The 17,987-nt window shown below is 75.5% G+C and carries 13 protein-coding genes; 6 read left to right on the top strand and 7 right to left on the bottom strand.

Annotation, left to right across the window (positions count from 1 at the left end; translation table 11 throughout):
* Positions 1–62: 62 nt before the first annotated feature.
* Positions 63–959 (bottom strand): mycothiol synthase, encoded by an 897-nt coding sequence (mshD, locus tag K5O09_RS01330; RefSeq protein WP_222171104.1) that lies wholly within the window; start codon positions 957–959, stop codon positions 63–65.
* Between the two features lie 90 nt (positions 960–1,049).
* On the opposite strand from mshD, the gene K5O09_RS01335 reads away from it, so the two are divergent.
* Positions 1,050–2,414, top strand: coding sequence for an NAD(P)-binding domain-containing protein (locus tag K5O09_RS01335; RefSeq protein ID WP_255595968.1), 1,365 nt, complete (start codon positions 1,050–1,052; stop codon positions 2,412–2,414).
* A 22-nt stretch (positions 2,415–2,436) separates the two neighbouring features.
* Here K5O09_RS01335 and K5O09_RS01340 read toward each other — a convergent pair whose 3' ends face one another.
* Positions 2,437–3,522, bottom strand: a complete 1,086-nt coding sequence (locus K5O09_RS01340; protein ID WP_222171105.1) for a LacI family DNA-binding transcriptional regulator — start codon at positions 3,520–3,522, stop codon at positions 2,437–2,439.
* A gap of 202 nt (positions 3,523–3,724) precedes the next feature.
* Here K5O09_RS01340 and K5O09_RS01345 point away from each other — a divergent pair, with 202 nt between their 5' ends.
* The 5 genes from K5O09_RS01345 to K5O09_RS01365 all read left to right on the top strand — a co-directional run bounded on the left by K5O09_RS01345 (position 3,725) and on the right by K5O09_RS01365 (position 11,656).
* The gene (locus K5O09_RS01345) at positions 3,725–4,996 is read left to right on the top strand and encodes an extracellular solute-binding protein (RefSeq protein WP_222171106.1); all 1,272 of its coding nucleotides are present in this window, start codon (positions 3,725–3,727) and stop codon (positions 4,994–4,996) included.
* 4 nt (positions 4,997–5,000) lie between these two features.
* Positions 5,001–5,966 carry a carbohydrate ABC transporter permease gene (locus K5O09_RS01350; protein WP_222171107.1) on the top strand — a complete coding sequence of 322 codons (966 nt, stop codon included), beginning with the start codon at positions 5,001–5,003 and terminating at the stop codon, positions 5,964–5,966.
* A 5-nt stretch (positions 5,967–5,971) separates the two neighbouring features.
* On the top strand, positions 5,972–6,874 hold the full coding sequence (locus tag K5O09_RS01355) for a carbohydrate ABC transporter permease (RefSeq protein WP_222171108.1): 903 nt from the start codon (positions 5,972–5,974) through the stop codon (positions 6,872–6,874).
* 101 nt (positions 6,875–6,975) lie between these two features.
* Positions 6,976–10,407, top strand: a complete 3,432-nt coding sequence (locus K5O09_RS01360) for a GH36-type glycosyl hydrolase domain-containing protein (protein WP_222171109.1) — start codon at positions 6,976–6,978, stop codon at positions 10,405–10,407.
* Between the two features lie 61 nt (positions 10,408–10,468).
* On the top strand, positions 10,469–11,656 hold the full coding sequence (locus K5O09_RS01365) for a glycoside hydrolase family 1 protein (protein ID WP_222171110.1): 1,188 nt from the start codon (positions 10,469–10,471) through the stop codon (positions 11,654–11,656).
* 66 nt (positions 11,657–11,722) lie between these two features.
* On the opposite strand, the gene K5O09_RS01370 is transcribed toward K5O09_RS01365, so the two are convergent.
* The 5 genes from K5O09_RS01370 to K5O09_RS01385 all read right to left on the bottom strand — a co-directional run bounded on the left by K5O09_RS01370 (position 11,723) and on the right by K5O09_RS01385 (position 17,965).
* Entirely contained in the window at positions 11,723–13,156 is a 1,434-nt protein-coding gene (locus K5O09_RS01370; protein WP_222171111.1) for a dicarboxylate/amino acid:cation symporter, read from the bottom strand.
* A gap of 88 nt (positions 13,157–13,244) precedes the next feature.
* Complete coding sequence (locus K5O09_RS19490; RefSeq protein WP_370635504.1) at positions 13,245–13,424, bottom strand: putative leader peptide; 180 nt, start codon at positions 13,422–13,424, stop codon at positions 13,245–13,247.
* A 64-nt stretch (positions 13,425–13,488) separates the two neighbouring features.
* Positions 13,489–15,501, bottom strand: coding sequence for an acetate--CoA ligase (acs, locus tag K5O09_RS01375; RefSeq protein ID WP_370635505.1), 2,013 nt, complete (start codon positions 15,499–15,501; stop codon positions 13,489–13,491).
* 109 nt (positions 15,502–15,610) lie between these two features.
* On the bottom strand, positions 15,611–16,945 hold the full coding sequence (locus K5O09_RS01380; RefSeq protein WP_222171112.1) for a hypothetical protein: 1,335 nt from the start codon (positions 16,943–16,945) through the stop codon (positions 15,611–15,613).
* 147 nt (positions 16,946–17,092) lie between these two features.
* Positions 17,093–17,965, bottom strand: a complete 873-nt coding sequence (locus K5O09_RS01385) for a formate/nitrite transporter family protein (RefSeq protein ID WP_222171113.1) — start codon at positions 17,963–17,965, stop codon at positions 17,093–17,095.
* Between the last annotated feature and the right edge of the window lie 22 nt (positions 17,966–17,987).

Here is a 17,987-nt window from a genome sequence, read left to right on the forward strand (position 1 = left end):
GCGGTCCCCGAGGGACGAGGGGCGCCGCCGAGTCGCCGATGCGTGCGAGCGCGGCCCGTGCCTCAGGCCCGGTAGACCACGTCCACCGCGGACCGCTCGAACCCCGCGGCGCGGTAGACGCGGATCGCCGCGTGGTTGTCGCCCTCGGTGTACAGCACCACCCGCCGCACGCCGCGCCCGGCGAGGTGGGCGAGCATCCGCGCCGTGAGCGCCGGGCCGAGGCGCTGTCCCTGCGCGTCCGGGTCGACGCCGAGCGCGTAGACCTCGCCCTCGTCCGGGTCGGCCAGCTTGGTCCAGCCGAAGGCCAGCAGGCGGTCGCCGCGGACCGCGAGCAGGAACCCGGCGGGGTCGAACCACGGCTCCGCCTCGCGGTCCTCGAGGTCGGCGCGCGTGAGGCGTCCCTGCTCGGGGTGCGCGGCGAACGCGCGGGCATTCACCCGGACCCACGCGTCCTCGTCGCGGCCGGGCTCGAACGCCCGCACCACCACGCCGTCGGGCAGCGGTGGGGCGTCCGGGACCACGACCGGGTCGAGCGCCATCTGCCACAGCTCCCGGACCACGGGCAGCCCGCGGGCGGCGGCGAGCGCGCGCGCGGCGGGCAGGTCGCCGTGCGCCCACACGGCGACGCCGTCCCCGCCGTGCTCCCGGGCCAGCGCACCGGCGGCGTCGAGCAGCGCCGACCCGGTCCCGCGTCGGCGGTGCGCCGGGTGGACGACCACCTCGGCGGTGGCGAGCGCCGGGTCCCGCAGGTCGACCTGCGCGTAGCCGGTCGTCGTCCCGTCGGGTGCCGCCGCGAGGAGGTGGTGCACGCCCGGCCCGCCGCCGGTCAGCCACAGCAGCGGCTGCTCGGACAGGGGCGGCACGCCGTCCGTCCCGGCCGCGGCGTCGGCGAGGTCGCGCACGGCGCGGGCGCCGTCGGGGTCGAGGGGTCCGGGGGTCACGGTGATCGGGTCGGGCACGTCCCCATCCCACCACCCCGCGTGCGGGATGCGCCGCCTCCCGCGGGGAACGTCCCCGCGGCGCCGGGCGTTGGACCTCGTGTGCCTGACGTGACCCCGACCGACGCCGTGCCGGACGTCGCGGACGTCGCGGACGTCGTGGTCGTCGGCGCGGGCCAGGCCGGGCTCGCGGTGGCCGCGCACCTGGTGCGCTCCGGGTTCGTCCCCGCCGGTAGGACCGGGGGCCCGACGTACGTGGTGCTGGACGCCGCTGCGGGCCCTGGCGGGGCGTGGCGCGAGCGGTGGCCCGGCCTGACGATGCGCACGGTCAACGGCGTCTACGAGCTGCCGGGGCGGGCGCTGCCCGCGTTCCCCGCCGACGAGCCGGCGTCCGCGGCGCTGACCCGGTACTTCGGCGACTACGAGCAGGACCTGGGCCTCGCGGTGCGACGACCCGTGCAGGTGCGCGCGGTCCGCGACGACGGCGGGCTGCTGGCGGTCGAGACGGTCGAGCGTCGCGGTGGCGGAGAGGCGGACGGTGTCGCCCGCCCCACCGCGCCCGCACCCGACGCCGGCTCCGGGACCCGGGCGGGTGTCACGGCGCCGGAGGCCCCGCCCGACCCCGACGACGGCCTGGGCTGCGGCGTCGGCGCGGCACGCGCGGTGCCCGGCCCGGTGCCGGACCCCGGTGCGGTCGGCCGCGGCCGTGCGACGCCCGCGCCCGCCCGGCGCCGCACCGTCCGCACCTGGCACGCCCGGGCCCTGGTCAACGCCACCGGCACCTGGACCCGGCCGTTCTGGCCGTCCTACCCGGGCCGGGACGTGTTCGCGGGCACCCAGCTGCACACGCACGACTACCGCACCCCGGAGGAGCTCGCGGGCCGGCGGGTGCTGGTGGTGGGCGGCGGCATCTCCGCGGTGCAGCACCTGCTGGCCATCCACCCGCACGCCGCGTCGACGACGTGGGTCACGCGCCGCCCGCCGGACTGGCGGGACGAGGAGTTCTCGCCGGAGCTCGGCCGCGCCGCCGTGGCGCGGGTGGACGAGCGGACCCGCGCGGGGCTGCCGCCGGGCAGCATCGTGTCCGCGACCGGCCTGCCCCTGACACCCGAGTACCGTGCGGGCATCGACGCCGGGGTGCTGCGCGCCCGGCCGGTGTTTGCGCGGCTGGTGCCGGACGGGGCCGTCTGGGACGAGGGCGCGGCGCGCGGTCCGCTCGCCGCGGGCTGGGTCACCGGCCCGGTGCACGAGACCGCCGACGTCGTGCTGTGGGCGACGGGGTTCCGCCCCGCGCTGGACCACCTGCGCCCGCTGGGCCTGCGGAACGCCGAGGGCGGCATCGTCGTCGACGGCACCCAGGTGGTGGCCGACCCGCGCGTGCAGCTCGTCGGCTACGGCCCGAGCGCGAGCACCGTCGGGGCGAACCGCGCCGGGCGGGAAGCGGTCCGGCGCGTGCGTGCGCTGCTCGGGGTCTGACCGGGGCGGGAGCGCCGTCCGCTCAGGCCTCCGGGCAGCCGCAGCTCCCGCGCCGCACCACCTGCACCGGCAGGCGGTGCGACTCCGGCTCCCCGCCGACCGCCCCGGCGTGGCGCACCAGCACCTGGACGGCGAGGCGCCCCATCGCGGTCATCGGCTGGCGCACGGTCGTGAGCGTGGGTCGCGCGAGGCGTCCGGCGAGGATCCCGTCGAAGCCCGTGACGACCACGCGCTCCGGCACCGGGACTCCGCGCGCCGCGAGCAGGTCCAGCACGGCGAGCGCCGTCTGGTCGCTCGCGCAGACGAGTGCGCGGGGGAGCCGGTCGGCGTCCGCGAGGGCGGCGACCACCTCGAGCCGGTGGGGTTCGGCCAGGTCGGTCGGGTCGAGCGGCTCGGCGGGGACGCCCAGGCCGGCTGCGCCGAGCGCCTCCTGGAACCCGGCGAACCGGTCGGCGTAGTCGGGTGTGCTCAGCCGGCCGACGAACGCGAGGTCGCGCAGGTGGTGGTCGGCGACGAGGTGGCCCACGAGGTCGCGCATGCCGGCGCGGTTGTCGACGGTCACGTGGTGGAGGCCGTCGGCGACGGGCGGCATGCTGAACGCGACCACCGGGATGCGCCGGGCGACGTGCTCGAGCGCCTCGACGGGTGTCGGCCCGGGGAACATCGCGAGGCCGTCCACGCGGCCGGCGATCTCGGTGACGGACGCGCCCGACCCGGAGCCGCTGGACAGCAGCAGGGCCTGGCCGCGCTGCCAGCACTCGAGCTCGACGCCGCGCTGCACCTCGTCGACGTAGAGCGGGAACGCGCGCGGGTCCGCGTCGGGGTCGGCGCTGCGGCCGGGCGCGGGGGCCGGGCGCTCGCCGTCGGCACCCTCCTGCGGGGCGGCCAGCATGAGGTCGAACGAGTACAGGCCGAGCGCGCCGGTGCTGCCGTGGGCGAGGCCGCGGGCGCTGCCGGACGGCACGTAGCCGAGCTCGCGGGCGGCGACGAGGACCGACTCGCGGGTGGAGGCGCGCACGCGCTCGGGCTGCCGGAACGTGAACGACACGGTGGCGATCGACACGCCGGCGCGCTCCGCGACGTCGTACACGGTGGGTCGACGCGGCACTGCTCACCTCCCTCGCGGCCCCGGGGCCGGTCCGATCGTAGGGGCTGGCCGGACGCGGCACCCGCGACGTCCGTCCGGGGGCGCCCCGGTTGCGCGATCCACTCTATGCGCTTAACATCACACACGATCTAAGCGCATAGACCCGTGAGGCGCACCGTGCGCCGATCAGCCGCCGCACCGTCCGTTCGAGGAGGAACGACCCATGATCCGTCCCGCTGCGCGTGTCGCCCTGGTGACCGCGCTCGCCCTGACCGCACTCACCGCCTGCGGCCGCTCCGACGACACCGGCACCGGGAGCACCGACGAGTCCACGCTGTCCTCCGGGGCAGCCTCCGGCGAGCTGACCGTGTGGGCCATGGGTGCCGAGGGCGAGGCCCTGCCCGACTTCGTGCAGGACTTCGTCGCCGACAACCCCGACGTCGACATCGAGGTCGTCCCGATCCCCTGGGACGCCGCCCGCGACAAGTTCCAGACCGCGATCGCCGCCGGCACCACGCCGGACGTCGCGATGATGGGCACCACGTGGATGGCGGAGTTCGGCGACGCCTTCGCCCCGGTGCCCGACGGCATCGACACCAGCGACTTCTTCGAGGGGTCGGTCGGCACCACCGAGCTCGACGGCCAGGCGGTCGGCGTGCCGTGGTACGTCGACACCCGCGTCCTGTACTACCGCACCGACCTCGCCGAGCAGGCCGGGTGGGACGAGGCGCCGGCCGACTGGGACGAGCTGCAGCAGATGCTCACCGACATCAAGGACAAGACGGACGCCGAGTACGGCATCCGCATGCTGGCGTCCGGCAACGACGCGTTCCAGGGCTCGCTGTGGGCCCCGTGGTCGAACGGCGCGAGCCTGATGGACGACGACGGCACCGAGTGGACGCTCGACACCCCGGAGATGGCCGAGGCGTACGAGTACTACACGTCGTTCTTCGACAAGGGCCTCGCGGACGCCCAGGCCGACCGGACCCCCGGCGCCACCGAGGCCGACTTCGTCGCCGGCCGCGTCGGCGCGTTCATCGAGGGCCCGTTCATGATGGGCTCGCTCGAGCAGCTCGGCGGCGAGGAGTTCGCCGACCAGTACGCGACCGCGCGCATCCCGGCGGGGAAGACGTCCACCTCGTTCGCGGGCGGTTCCAACCTCGTGGTCTTCAACGACTCCGACAACCAGGACGCCGCCTGGAAGCTCGTCGACTGGCTGACCCAGCCCGACGTGCAGGTCGACTTCTACGAGCTCACCGGCGACCTGCCGTCGCAGCAGTCCGCGTGGGACGACCCGGCCCTGGCCGACGACGAGAAGCTGGCCGTCTTCGGCGAGCAGCTCCAGGACACCCAGTCCCCGCCGGTCAACACGGCGTGGGTCCAGGTGGCCGCCGCCGCCGACTCCGCCCTGGAGCGGATGATCGTCAGCGGCGAGGAGCCGGCCGACGCGCTCGCCGCCCTCCAGGAGCAGGCCTCGTCGATCGGCGTGGGCTGACGCCATGAGCGCGACCACCACCCGTGCGGCCGGGGCCACCGGTCCCGGCCGCACGGCCAGCCGCCGCAGCACGCCGGAGCGCGGGCCCGTCGCCGCGCGCCGCCGCCGTCAGGGCCGGGTCGCGTGGCTGTTCGCCGCGCCGTTCGTCCTGGTCTTCGGGTTCTTCATGCTCGTGCCGCTGCTGTCGTCGTTCGGCATGTCCTTCACGGACTTCACCGCGCGCGACGTGCGCAGCCCGCTCGCCGTGAACGTCGTGGGCCTCGACCAGTACGTGACGCTGTTCGGCGACGCGCGGTTCCTGAAGTCGCTCGGGGTCACGGCGACGTTCGTGGTCATCGGGATCCCCGTGACGATGGCCGTCGCCCTGCTGCTGGCGATCGCGCTCAACAACGGCATCGGCCGGTTCCGCTCGGCGTTCCGGGTCGGGTTCTACGCCCCCGTCGTCACCAGCATCGTCGCGGTGTCGGTGGTGTGGCGGTACATGCTGCAGCCCGACGGGCTCATCAACACCGCGCTCGGCTGGGTCGGCATCGACGGCCCGTCGTGGCTCACCGACACCACCTGGGCGCTGCCCGCGCTGATCCTCATGGCGGTGTGGCGCAACGTCGGCACCCTCATGGTGATCTTCCTGGCCGGTCTCCAGGCCGTCCCGGCCGACGTGCAGGAGGCCGCGACGATGGACGGCGCCTCCGCCTGGCGCCGGCTCGTCAGCATCACGCTGCCCCTGCTGCGCCCGACGCTGCTGCTCGGCGCCGTGCTCGTCTCCGTCGGGTACCTGCAGTTCTTCGAGGAGGCCTTCGTGATGACGCAGGGCGGCCCGCTGGACTCCACCCTGTCGACGGCCTACTACACGTTCGAGCAGTTCGGCTTCGGCAAGTACGGGCAGGCGTCCGCCGCCTCGTACGTGCTGTTCCTGGCGATCGCGCTCCTGAGCCTGCTGCAGTTCCGGCTGCTGCGCTCGAAGGACTGAGGGACATGGCCACCACGACACCGCCCGTGACCCCCGCCGTGCCCGCGCCCCGCGCGCAGGCCGCCCCGCCGCGGTCCCCGCGCCGCCGCCGGTTCCCGACCGGGCGCGCGCTGACCTACACCGTCCTCGTCGTCGGCGTCGCGCTCTGGCTGCTGCCGTTCGTGTGGATGGTGCTCGGGTCGGTCAAGACGCAGCGCGAGATCCTCACCCGGCCGCCGACCTGGTGGCCGCAGGAGCCGACCGGCGCGAACTTCGCGACCTGGTTCGACGAGCTGCACTTCACGCAGTACTTCACGAACTCGTTCGTCGTCGCCGTGGTGACGGTGCTCGGGAACCTGCTGTTCTGCTCGATGGTCGGCTACGCGCTCGCCAAGATGGACTTCGCCGGCAAGAAGGTGCTGTTCACCGTGGTGATGACCATGCTCATGGTCCCCGGCGTCGTGACGTTCGTGCCGCTGTTCGTCATGGTCACCAAGCTCGGGCTGCTCAACACGTACGCCGCGCTGATCCTGCCGTTCGTCACCCAGCCCGTCGGCGTGTTCCTCATGCGGCAGTTCATGCTCGGCATCCCGGACGAGCTCCTGGAGGCCGCGCGCATGGACGGCGCGGGGGAGCTGCGGATCTTCGCGCGGGTGGTGATGCCGCTGTGCGGCCCGCCGCTCGCGACGCTCGGCATCCTGACGTTCCTCGGCTCCTGGAACAACTTCCTGTGGCCGCTGGTCGCCTCGCAGAGCCAGGACATGTACACGCTGCCGGTGGCGCTGTCGCTGTACTCGACCGGGCAGCGCGGCACCGACTACGGGCTGCTGCTCGCCGGCGCGGTGCTCATCATCACGCCGATCCTGCTGCTGTTCCTGGCGCTGCAGCGCTACTTCATCCAGGGCGTGGCCACCACCGGCCTGAAGTGACACCGGGTGCGCCGTCGCGCGACGGCGCACCCGCGCCCGGCCCGGCACCCGGCGCCCGGTCCTGCCCCCGCACCCGCTCCACCGAAGAGGTTCCCGCACCGATGACCCGCACCCTCCCGCGCCCGCAGCACCGCACCGGGCCCGACGCCGGCGTGGCCACGCCCGGCGGCGTCGACGTCCGGCTCACCCCCGCGGGCGACGTGCGCGCGATCCGCGCCCCCGGCGGCCTGCTCGTCAACCAGTACGTTCCGGGGCCGCACGACGCCGCGACCGGCGGCCTGCACCTGCGCCGCACCGGCCCCGGCGCCGTGGACGCGGTGCCGCTGACGGGCGCCCGGTCGTCCGCGGCGCACCGGGTCGGTGACGGGTGGGTCCGCTGGGACGGGTCCGGCCTGGGCGTGCGCTGGACCGTGCACCTCGTGCTGGACCCGGACCGCACCGCCTGGGTGTGGCGCGTCGAGCTCGCGGTGGAGGGCGGCGCCGAGCCCGGCACGACGTACGACGTGGCGTTCCTGCAGGACCTGTCGCTGTCGCCGGAGGCCGCGGCGCAGTCGTCCGAGCCGTACGTGAGCCAGTACGTCGCCCACCGCCTGGAGCGGGACGAGCGGTTCGGCCGCGTGGTGCTGAGCCGGCAGACGATGACCTCCGCGCCGGCCCTGCCGCTCGCGGTGGTGGCGCTCGCCGAGGGCGCGGTGGCGGCCGGCACCGACGCGTTCGACCTCCACACCCCGCGGGCGCGCGCCGGACTGACCCCGGCGTTCCTCACGGGTGAGCCGTGGCCCGACCGGGTGCGGCAGCACGAGATGGCCACGGCCGCCCTGCTGTCCCACCCGAGCGACCTGGCGACGCCGCGCGTCCTGCACGCCGTGACCGGGTTCTGGCCGGACCGTCGCGGCCCGATGACGGCGGCGCTCGCGGAGCTGCCCGCACTGGCGGACGACCTGGTGGCGCGCGCCGGCATCGCGGCGGCCACGTCGCAGGCCGCCGAGCCGGCGCGCGACGAGCGCTCGCTGCTCGCCACCGCGCCGCTGCTGGCCGGCGACGCGCTCACGGACGACGCCCTGCTCGCGCTCGGCGACGGGGCGCGGTACCCGGAGCGGGACACCGCCTCCGGCGCGGTGCTCTCGTTCTTCACGCCCGGCGGCGCCCACGTGGTGCGCGGGGAGAAGGACCTGCTGCTCGACCGGCCGCACGGCCACGTGCTGCTGTGCGGCGACGCCCTCGCCCCGGACCGCCCGACCCTGTCCACCACCGTGTTCGCGCACGGCGTGGTCGGCTCGCACACGGTGCTGGGCAACACGTCGTTCGACCGGTTCGCGAGCGTGCACCGCAACCACCTCAACCTGCTGCGGTCCAACGGCGTGCGGGTGCTGGTGCGCCGCGACGGCGCGGCGACCTCCCTGGACGGTGCGGCGGGGCCGCGTGACGCGTGGCAGCTGCTCGGCCAGCCGTCGGCGTTCGTCCTCGACGTCGGCGAGGCCCGCTGGCTGTACCGGTGGGCGGACGCCGAGGTGGAGGTGCGGACCGTCGCCGCCTCCGACCGCGCGGTGCTGCTGACCGAGGTGCGCGCCTCCGCGGACCTGGACGTGCTGGTCACGACCGACGTCGAGCTCGGCGACGGGGCGTGGCGGGCCGAACCGGCCGCGGACGGCGCCGCGCTCGCCTTCCGCGCCGAGCCCGGCACCGCGGTCGCCGAGCACCACGACGCGCTGACGTACGTCCTCGCCGCCTCGCCCGGCGCGACCGTCGCGGGCGACGGGGTGCTGCTGCCCGACGGCGAGGACCGCGGCACGTCCGTCGTGACCGTCCTGGCGTCCGGGACCCGGCTGCTGCGCGTCGCCGTCGCGGCGGACCTGGAGCGCGGGGCCGTGGCGGTGCCGGAGGCCGGGACCGCCGTCGCCGAGGGGCTCGACGGCGCCGCGCACGCCGCCGGGCACCGCGCGACGCTCGCCGCGCTGACCCGAGACCTGCGGATCGCGCCGGGCTCGCGGCTCGCGGAGCTCGAGGTGCTGCTGCCGTGGTGGGCGCACGACGCGCGGGTGCACTTCCTGGTGCCGCACGGGCTCGAGCAGTACTCGGGCGCGGCGTGGGGCACCCGCGACGTGTGCCAGGGGCCGTTCGAGCTGCTGCTCGCCGCCGGCCGGTTCGCGACCGCGCGCGACGTGCTGCTGCGGGTGCTGTCCCGGCAGTCGGTCGCGGGGACGTTCCCGCAGTGGTTCATGTTCGACGACTACGCCGAGGTGCTGCAGGAGCACGCGCACGGCGACGTGGTGGTCTGGCCGCTGTTCGCGCTCGGGCAGTACCTGCGGGCGACGGGTGACCTGGGCGTGCTGGACGAGGTGGTGCCGTTCCGCGACGGCGGGCCCGTGACCGTCGCCGCCCACGTGGAGGCGCTGCTGGCGTACCAGGAGCAGAACCGCGTCCCGGGCACCGCGCTGCCGGCGTACGGCGAGGGCGACTGGGACGACACCCTGCAGCCCGCCCGCCCGGAGATGCGGGAGCGGATGACGTCGACCTGGACGGCCGCGCTCACGTACCAGGCGCTGACGCTGGCCGCAGGGGAGCTCCGGGACGCGCCGGCACCGGGCGTGCGGACGCTCGCCGACCGCATGGCGTCCGCCGCTGCGGACGTGCTCGCGGACGTCCGGCGGCTGCTGCTGCCCGACGGCGTGGCGGCCGGCTTCGCGACCGTCGAGGACGGCGAGGCCACGCCCGTCATCCACCCGCGCGACACGTCGACCGGCCTCACGTACCGGCTCATCGCGATGACCCGCCCCGTCATCGCCGAGCTGTTCGACGCCGACGAGGCCGCCCGGCACGAGGCGATCGTGCGGGAGCACCTGCACTTCCCGGACGGCGTGCGGCTGACGAACCGCCCGGCGCGGTTCGCCGACGGCGAGGTCGAGAGCTTCCTGCGCGCCGAGCAGGCGGCGTTCTTCGGCCGCGAGGTCGGGCTGATGTACGTGCACGCGCACGTGCGCTGGGTCGAGGCGCTCGCGAGCCTCGGCCGCGCCGCGGTCGGCGAGGAGCTGCTGCGGCTGTCGCCGATCGGGATGCGGGAGCGGGTACCCAGCGCCCTCCCGCGGCAGCGCACCTGCTACACGTCGTCCTCCGACGCCACGTTCCCCGACCGGTACGCCGCCGCGGAGGGCTTCGACCGGTTGCGCACCGGCGACGTCCCGACGGCCGACGGCTGGCGGGTCTACTCCTCCGGGCCCGGCATCTACCTGCGCCAGGTCGTCCAGGGCCTGCTCGGCCTCGAGGAGCGCGCGGACGTGCTGGTGCTCGACCCGGCGCTGGCCCCCGAGGACGACGGCCTCGAGGTCGACGTGGTGCTGGCCGGGCGGACCCGGCGCGTGCGGTACCACGTGGACCCCGCGGCGGCCGGCGTCGAGGTGCGCCTGGACGGTGCGTCCGCGCCGGTGCCCGCCACGCCGCAGCCGCGCCGGTACCGCGCCGGGGGAGCGGCCGTGCCGCTCGACCTGCTGCGGGACGTCGCCGTGCTCGACGTCCGGACCCCGCCGGGTACCTGACCCGGTCCGCCCCGGCCGGCCTCCCCGGCCGCACCCCCGACCCCGACGAGAAGGACCAGCCATGACCGTCCGCCGCTTCCCCGACGGCTTCCTGTGGGGCGCCGCCACGGCCGCCCACCAGGTCGAGGGCAACAACGTGAACTCCGACTGGTGGGTGCGCGAGCACGCCCCCGGCACCGACCTGCCCGAGCCGTCCGGCGACGCCGCCGACTCCTACCACCGGTACCCCGAGGACATCGCCCTCCTGGCGGAGCTCGGCCTGGACACGTACCGCTTCAGCATCGAGTGGGCCCGCATCGAGCCGGAGCAGGGCTACGTGTCGCGGGCGCAGCTCCAGCACTACCGCCGCATGGTCGACACCTGCCGCGAGCACGGGCTCACCCCGTCGGTGACGCTGCACCACTTCACGCACCCGCGCTGGTTCGCGAAGCTCGGCGGCTGGCGGAACCCCGTCGCACCCGAGCTGTTCGCCCGCTACACCGAGGCGGTGCTGCCGGTGCTCGGCGACGACGTCGAGTGGGTGTGCACCATCAACGAGCCCAACATGGTCGCGATGACCCGCGGCGAGGAGGGCACCGAGATGACGGCGTCCCGCCTGCCGGCGCCCGACCCGCAGATCACCGACGCCCTCATCGCGGCGCACGGGCGCTCCCGGGACGTGCTGTCCGGCGTCGGGCAGGTGCGCTCCGGGTGGTCCGTCGCGACGCAGGCGTACCACCCCGCCACACCCGACGCCGTGGAGGCGACGGCCGCGTACGGGTACCCGCGCGAGGACGTGTTCCTCGACGCGGCCGCCGGCGACGACTGGATCGGCGTGCAGGCGTACCTGCGCACGTTCATCGACCGGGAGGGCCGGCCCGTGCCCGTCGCCGACGACGTCGAGAAGACCCTCATCGGCTGGGAGTACTTCCCGCCGGCGCTCGGCATCGGCGTCCGCAACGCGTGGGCCCGCACCGGCGGCGTCCCGGTGGTCGTCACCGAGAACGGCATCGCCACGCAGGACGACGCCCGCCGCATCGACTACACCCACGACGCCCTGGTCGGGCTGCACGACGCGATGGCCGACGGCATCGACGTCCGCGGGTACCTGCACTGGTCGGCGCTCGACAACTACGAGTGGGGCTCGTACACCCCGACGTTCGGGCTCATCGCCTGGGACCGGCAGACGTTCGCGCGCACGCCGAAGCCCAGCGCGCACTGGCTCGGGCAGGTCGCCCGCACGGGCGAGCTGACGCACCCGCACCGCTGACGCCCGCCGCCGGGCCCGCACGCGCGGGCCCGGCGGGTCGGCCGGAGGCGAGGAGCCGGGCGTCGCTCAGCGGGCCCCGGCCGCGCCGACCGGCTCGGCCTCGTCCGCGGCGTCCGCGCCCGGGGCGGCGTCCGCGTCCTCGGTGAACAGGTCCTCCGCCTGGGCGGAGTCGTACTGCGCCTGGTCGAGGATGCCCTCGCGCTTCGCGACGACCGTCGGCACCAGCACCTGCCCCGCGACGTTCACGGCCGTGCGGCCCATGTCGAGGATCGGGTCGATGGCCAGCAGCAGCCCGACGCCCGCGAGCGGCAGCCCGACGGTCGACAGCGTGAGGGTCAGCATGACGATCGCGCCGGTGAGGCCCGCGGTGGCCGCCGACCCGACGACCGACACGAACGCGATGAGCACGTAGTCGAGCACCGACAGGTCGATGCCGAAGATCTGCGCGACGAAGATCGCCGAGATCGCCGGGTAGATGGAGGCGCAGCCGTCCATCTTGGTGGTCGCCGCCAGGGGCACCGCGAAGGACGCGTACTCCGACGGGACGCCGAGGTTCCGCTCCGTGACGCGCTGCGTGACCGGCATGGTGCCGATCGAGGACCGGGAGACGAACGCGAGCTGGATGGCCGGCCACGCGCCGCGGAACCAGCGCAGCACGCTCAGCCCGTTCAGCCGCAGGATCACGGGGTAGACGACGAGCAGCACGAGCGCGAGGCCGACGTAGACCGCGACCGCGAACCGCCCGAGGGACGCGAGCGAGTCCCAGCCGTAGGCGGCGACGGCGTGCCCGACCAGTCCGAGCGTGCCGATCGGCGCGAGCCGGATGATCCACCACAGCACCTTCTGCACGACGACGAGCGCCGACCGCACGAACGTCAGGAACGGATCGGCCCTGGGGCCGGTGCGGAGCACCGCGATGCCGATGACGATCGCGACCACGATGATCTGCAGCGCGTTGAAGCTGACCGACGTGCTGAGCGTGCCGTCGGGGGCCGCCGACGTGCTCGCGCCCAGCCCCAGCACGTTGCCCGGGATGAGGCCCTGCAGGAAGTCGGTCCACGAGCCGGTCCGGCCCGGGTCGGACGCCTGGTCGAGCGCGATGGTCGTGTGGCGGCCGGGCTGCAGGACCAGGCCCAGCACGATGCCGATGGCCACGGAGACCGCGGCGGTGATCGCGAACCACAGCAGCGTCCGCCCGGCGAGGCGGGCGCCGTTCGCGACGTTCCGCAGGTTCGCGACCGAGGCGACGATCGCGGTGAAGATCAGCGGCGGGACGATCGCCCGCAGCAGCGTGACGAACGACGAGCCGATGGTGTCGAGCGTCGAGGTCAGCCAGTTCGGGGTCTCGGCGTCAGTGCCGGCGTCGACGGGGCCGATGGCCAGCGCGACGGCACCGAGGGCGACGCCGAGCACGAGTGCGAGGACGATCTGGGTGCCGAAGCTGCCCAGCAGGGTGCGGGCGCGCGAGCGCTCGCGGACCGCGGGTGCGGTGGAGGACATGGCGGGGCCTTTCGCCGGGCGCGCCGCAGCGGCCCGGAGGGGACGGGGAGGTGCCCGCGCGTGGCGGACGGGGACCGGGGTCGTGCGGTCAGCGACAGAGCGCGCTGGCGACCCGGCGGAGGTCGACGGCGCGACGCGCGGTGAGGTCCCACCCGGTCATGTCGACGTGCCCCCTGGTGTCGCTGCGGTCGCGGGCCGGGCGCAGCACCCCGTGGACCCGGGGCCGGCCGGCCGGTTCGGCCCCGCCGTGGTGGGGCAACCGCACCATGGTACGGAGTGCTCGCCGGTGCCGCGCGGCGGTCGCCCGCAGGGTGGACGTCTGCGACGTGCCGTCAGACCCGCGGTGCTGCGAGCCCCTGCTGGATGAGGTCCATGACCGACGAGTCCGCGAGCGTCGTGGCGTCGCCGACCTGCCGGTGCTCGGCCACGTCGCGCAGCAGCCGGCGCATGATCTTCCCGGAGCGGGTCTTCGGCAGCTCCGGCACGACGAGGATCGTGCGGGGCTTGGCGATCGGCCCGATCTGCCGGGCGACGTGCGCGCGCAGCTCGGTCGCGACGTCCTCCGGGGAGGCCGCCACCGCGTCACCGCGCAGGATGACGAACGCGACGACCGCCTGGCCGGTGGTGTCGTCGGCCGCGCCGACCACGGCCGCCTCCGCGACGGACGGGTGCGACACCAGCGCGGACTCGATCTCCGTGGTGGACAGCCGGTGGCCGGACACGTTCATGACGTCGTCGACGCGACCGAGCAGCCAGATGTCGCCGTCCTCGTCCTTCTTGGCGCCGTCGCCCGCGAAGTACAGGCCGGGGAACCGCGACCAGTACGTGTCGCGGAACCGCTTCTCGTCGCCCCAGATGCCGCGGAGCATCGACGGCCACGGCTCGGTCAGCACCAGGTAGCCGCCGGAGCCGTTCGGCACGGGGTGGGCGTCGTCGTCCAGCACGTCGGCGGCGATGCCCGGCAGCGGGGTCTGCGCCGACCCGGGCTTCGCGGTGGTGACGCCCGGCAGAGGGCTGATCATGATCGCGCCGGTCTCGGTCTGCCACCAGGTGTCCACCACCGGCGTCCGGTCGCCGCCGATCACCCGGCGGTACCAGGTCCACGCCTCCGGGTTGATGGGCTCGCCCACGGACCCGAGCACGCGCAGGCTCGACAGGTCGAACGCGCCGGGCACGTCCTCGCCCCACTTCATGCAGGTGCGGATCGCCGTGGGGGCGGTGTAGAGGATCGACACCCGGTACTTCTGCACGATCTCCCACCAGCGCCCGCGGTGCGGGGTGTCGGGGGTGCCCTCGTAGATGACCTGGGTCGCGCCGTTCACCAGCGGGCCGTAGACGACGTACGAGTGGCCGGTCACCCAGCCGATGTCGGCGGTGCACCAGTACACGTCCGACTCCGGCTTGAGGTCGAAGACGTTGCGGTGCGTCCACGCGGTCTGCGTGAGGTACCCGCCGGTGGTGTGGAAGATGCCCTTCGGCTTCCCGGTGGTGCCCGAGGTGTAGAGGATGAACAGCGGGTGCTCGGCCTCGACGGCGACGGGCTCGTGCCGGTCGTCCGCCGCGTCGACGGCCTCGTGCCACCACACGTCGCGGTCCGGCGTCCACGGCACGTCCTGCCCGGTCCGCCGGACGACGAGCACGTGGCGCACCAGGTCGCCGCTGCCCTTGGCCAGCGCCTCGTCGACGGTCGGCTTCAGCGGGCTCGGGGCTCCGCGCCGGTAGCCGCCGTCGGCCGTGATCACCACGGACGCCTCGGCGTCGACGATGCGGGAGTGCAGCGCCTCGGCCGAGAAGCCGCCGAACACCACGGAGTGAGGCGCGCCGATCCGGGCGCACGCGAGCATCGCGACGACGGCCTCGGGGATCATCGGCAGGTAGATCGCGACCCGGTCGCCGGTGCGCACGCCCAGCGCGGTCAGGGCGTTCGCGGCCCGCGACACCTCGCGCTGCAGGTCGGCGTACGTGAGCGTGCGGGTGTCACCGGGCTCGCCCTCGAAGTGCAGCGCCACCCGGTCGCCGTTCCCGTCCTCGACGTGGCGGTCCACCGCGTTGTACGCCGCGTTGAGGCGCCCGTCGGCGAACCAGCGGGCCACCGGGGCCCCCGACCAGTCGAGCACCTCCTCGAACGGCTCGGACCAGTCGAGGAGCGATCGAGCCTGCTCGGCCCAGAACTCCAGCGGCGCGGCGTTGGCCCACGAGTACAGCTCCGCGTGCGCGTTGGCCTGGGCGGCGAACTCGGGGTCCGGCGGGAACCGGCGGTCCTCGGTGAGCAGGTTCTCCAGGCCCCGGTCGCCCGGGTCCCCCTCGGGCTGCGCGGTCTGCGGGGCGGAGTTGTCGACGGCCACGGGTGCCTCCAGCGCAACGACGTCGGTGCGGTTCGGGTGCGGACCGAGCGGCCCGCGCCCACCGCACTCTAGTAGGACTTTCGTCCCGTGCGCGGCGAGGCGGCGCAGGTCAGTCGCGGGGCAGCCACCGGCGACGGGCCGCCGCGAGGGTCAGCCCCGCGGCCAGCAGCAGCGCCCCGACGACGAACACCGTCCCGGAGGTCGCCGTCACGGTCGCCCGCGTCACCGACACCGACGTGCTGTCGGTGGCGAACCACCGGACGGTGTCCGCGTGCGTCGTCGCCGGCACGTACAGGTAGACGACGCCGACCACGGCCGTCACGAGACCGGCCGTCAGGGGCACCGCCGGCGTCCACAGCCCCAGTCCCAGGAGCAGCGCGAGGACCAGGACCCCCGCCGTCACCAGCACCACGCCCACCGGGTCGTACGACGCGTCCCAGCCCGGTGCCTGCACGCCGAGCACCCGCGACTGGCCCAGCACCGTCACCCACACACCGACAGCGCCGAGCAGCAGCCCCACCAGGACGCCCAGCAGGTGCCGCCCGAGGCCGCCGCCCGGCCGGCGGGCCGGCTCCGGGCGCGGAGCCGGCGGCCCGGCACGGCGCGAGCGCACGGCCGCCGGTGCGCGGGTCCCGTCGTCCGTGCCGTCGTCCGGGACGGCCGCCGCCGGCAGCGCCCCGGCGGCGGGGGGCGAGGTGGGCGACGCGCCCGGGTCGCCGTACGGGACCGTGGCGTCCGACGGCCCCGTTCCGGGGAGGTCCGGCGACGCCGCCGGGGCCGCGCCGGCCGGGGTCGCCGTCGAACCCGCCACCGGGGTGTCGCCCGTCAGGGCGGTCGCCGCGCGGGCCTCGGCGATGCTGGTGCGCCGCACCGGCTCGGCGGGCCGGGCGGGCTCGGAGGCCGCGGCGGGGGCCGCAGCCGGCGCGGTGCCCGGCGCGGTGCCCGGCGCGGTGCCCGACGCCGGGGTCGTCGGCAGCGGAGCGGTCGGGGACCCGGTGCCGTCGGAGACCGTGGCCGTCGGACGGCTCGACGGGGACCCCCCGGGCAGGGCGGACGGCGCCGGCTCCTCCGGGGCGGGCGGGGTCGGCGCCGGGCGCGACGCCCGGTGGCCGGTCGTCCCGCGGGACACCGGCGGGGCGGCCGGACGGGCGGCCGGGGTCGTCCCCGGGGCCGGGCCCGTCGGCTCGGGCGAGCCCGCTCGGCCCGCCGCGTTCGTCGGCGTCGCCGAACCCGCCGCGTTCGCCGAGGCCGCCGAGCCCGCTGCGTTCGCGTCGCCGGTCCGGTCCTGAGCAGCCCCTGGACGGTCCTCCGGCGCGGTGCCCGCGTCGGGTCCCTCCGTCGCCGCCCGCTGGTCGCCCGCCGCGGCGGTGCGGTCCTCGGGCGCGGGCGCCGTCCCGGGCGTGTCCGTGCCGTCCTGCTGCTCCCGGTCCGGGGTGCTCGTCATGGTCTGCTCCCTTGCCGTGCGGGGAGCGGCCGGCGCCGCCCGCTGCGCGTCTGCGCCGTCACCGGGACGGCCCTGATCCGTACGACGGTAGAGCGCAGCGCCGCGCCCCGCCGGGTGGGCGCGCCCGGGATGTCCGGATCGGGGGTGTCAGCGGATGCCGGCGGCCTCGGGCTCACGGGCCTGTCCGGCCCCCACCGGGGCCTCGGCCGCGACGGCGGGGTCGGTCTCGACGGGGACGCCTGCCGGGCGGGCCGGGCTCGCGGCTGCGACGTTCGCCGCGCCGACGAGCAGTCCCCCGCCGACGAGGTTGCCCAGCCCCACGAACAGCACGTTCCGGGCGAACTCGCCCACCGTCGCCTCGGGCAGGCCACCCATGAGGCCGAGCGAGAACGTCGTCATGTTGGCGACGACGTGCTCGAAGCCCGAGGTGATGAAGACCATCACGCAGGCGAAGATCACGATGATCTTCGCGACCTCGTTCTGCAGCCGGCCCGCGCACCAGATGGCCAGGCAGACCATGAGGTTGCACATCACGCCGCGGAAGAACAGCTCGGTGCCGGTCTCGTGCGCCTTGTGCTCGACCATCGTCGCGATCATGCGACCCGCCGGGGTGCCGGGGCCCATCGCCCCGGAGAGATGGAGGATCGCGGCGAGCACGACGGCGCCCAGCAGGTTGCCGGTGAGGCACGCCAGCAGCGTGACGCCGGCCCGGGCCCACGAGATCGTGCCGCGCAGCGCGCCCTGGGTGAAGACCATCATCCCGGAGGTCGCGAGCTCGCCGCCGGCCACGACGACGATGGTCAGGGCGACCCCGAACACCAGCCCCTGCACCAGCGGTGTGAACCCGGAGCCCGCGTCGGCGAGCGGGCCGCCGGCGGTCGCCATGATGACGACGCCCAGGCCGATGTAGGCCCCGGCGAGCATGGTGTTCACCAGGTACACGCCGGGCCGGCGGGCGAGGTCGGTCTTCGTCCGGGCCGCGTGCGTCTGGTAGTCGAGGGCCTCGGCCACGGTCAGCATGTGCCCCAGGGTCCCCTGCGCA

The organism is Cellulomonas sp. C5510 (genome assembly GCF_019797765.1).
GTDB lineage: Bacteria > Actinomycetota > Actinomycetes > Actinomycetales > Cellulomonadaceae > Cellulomonas.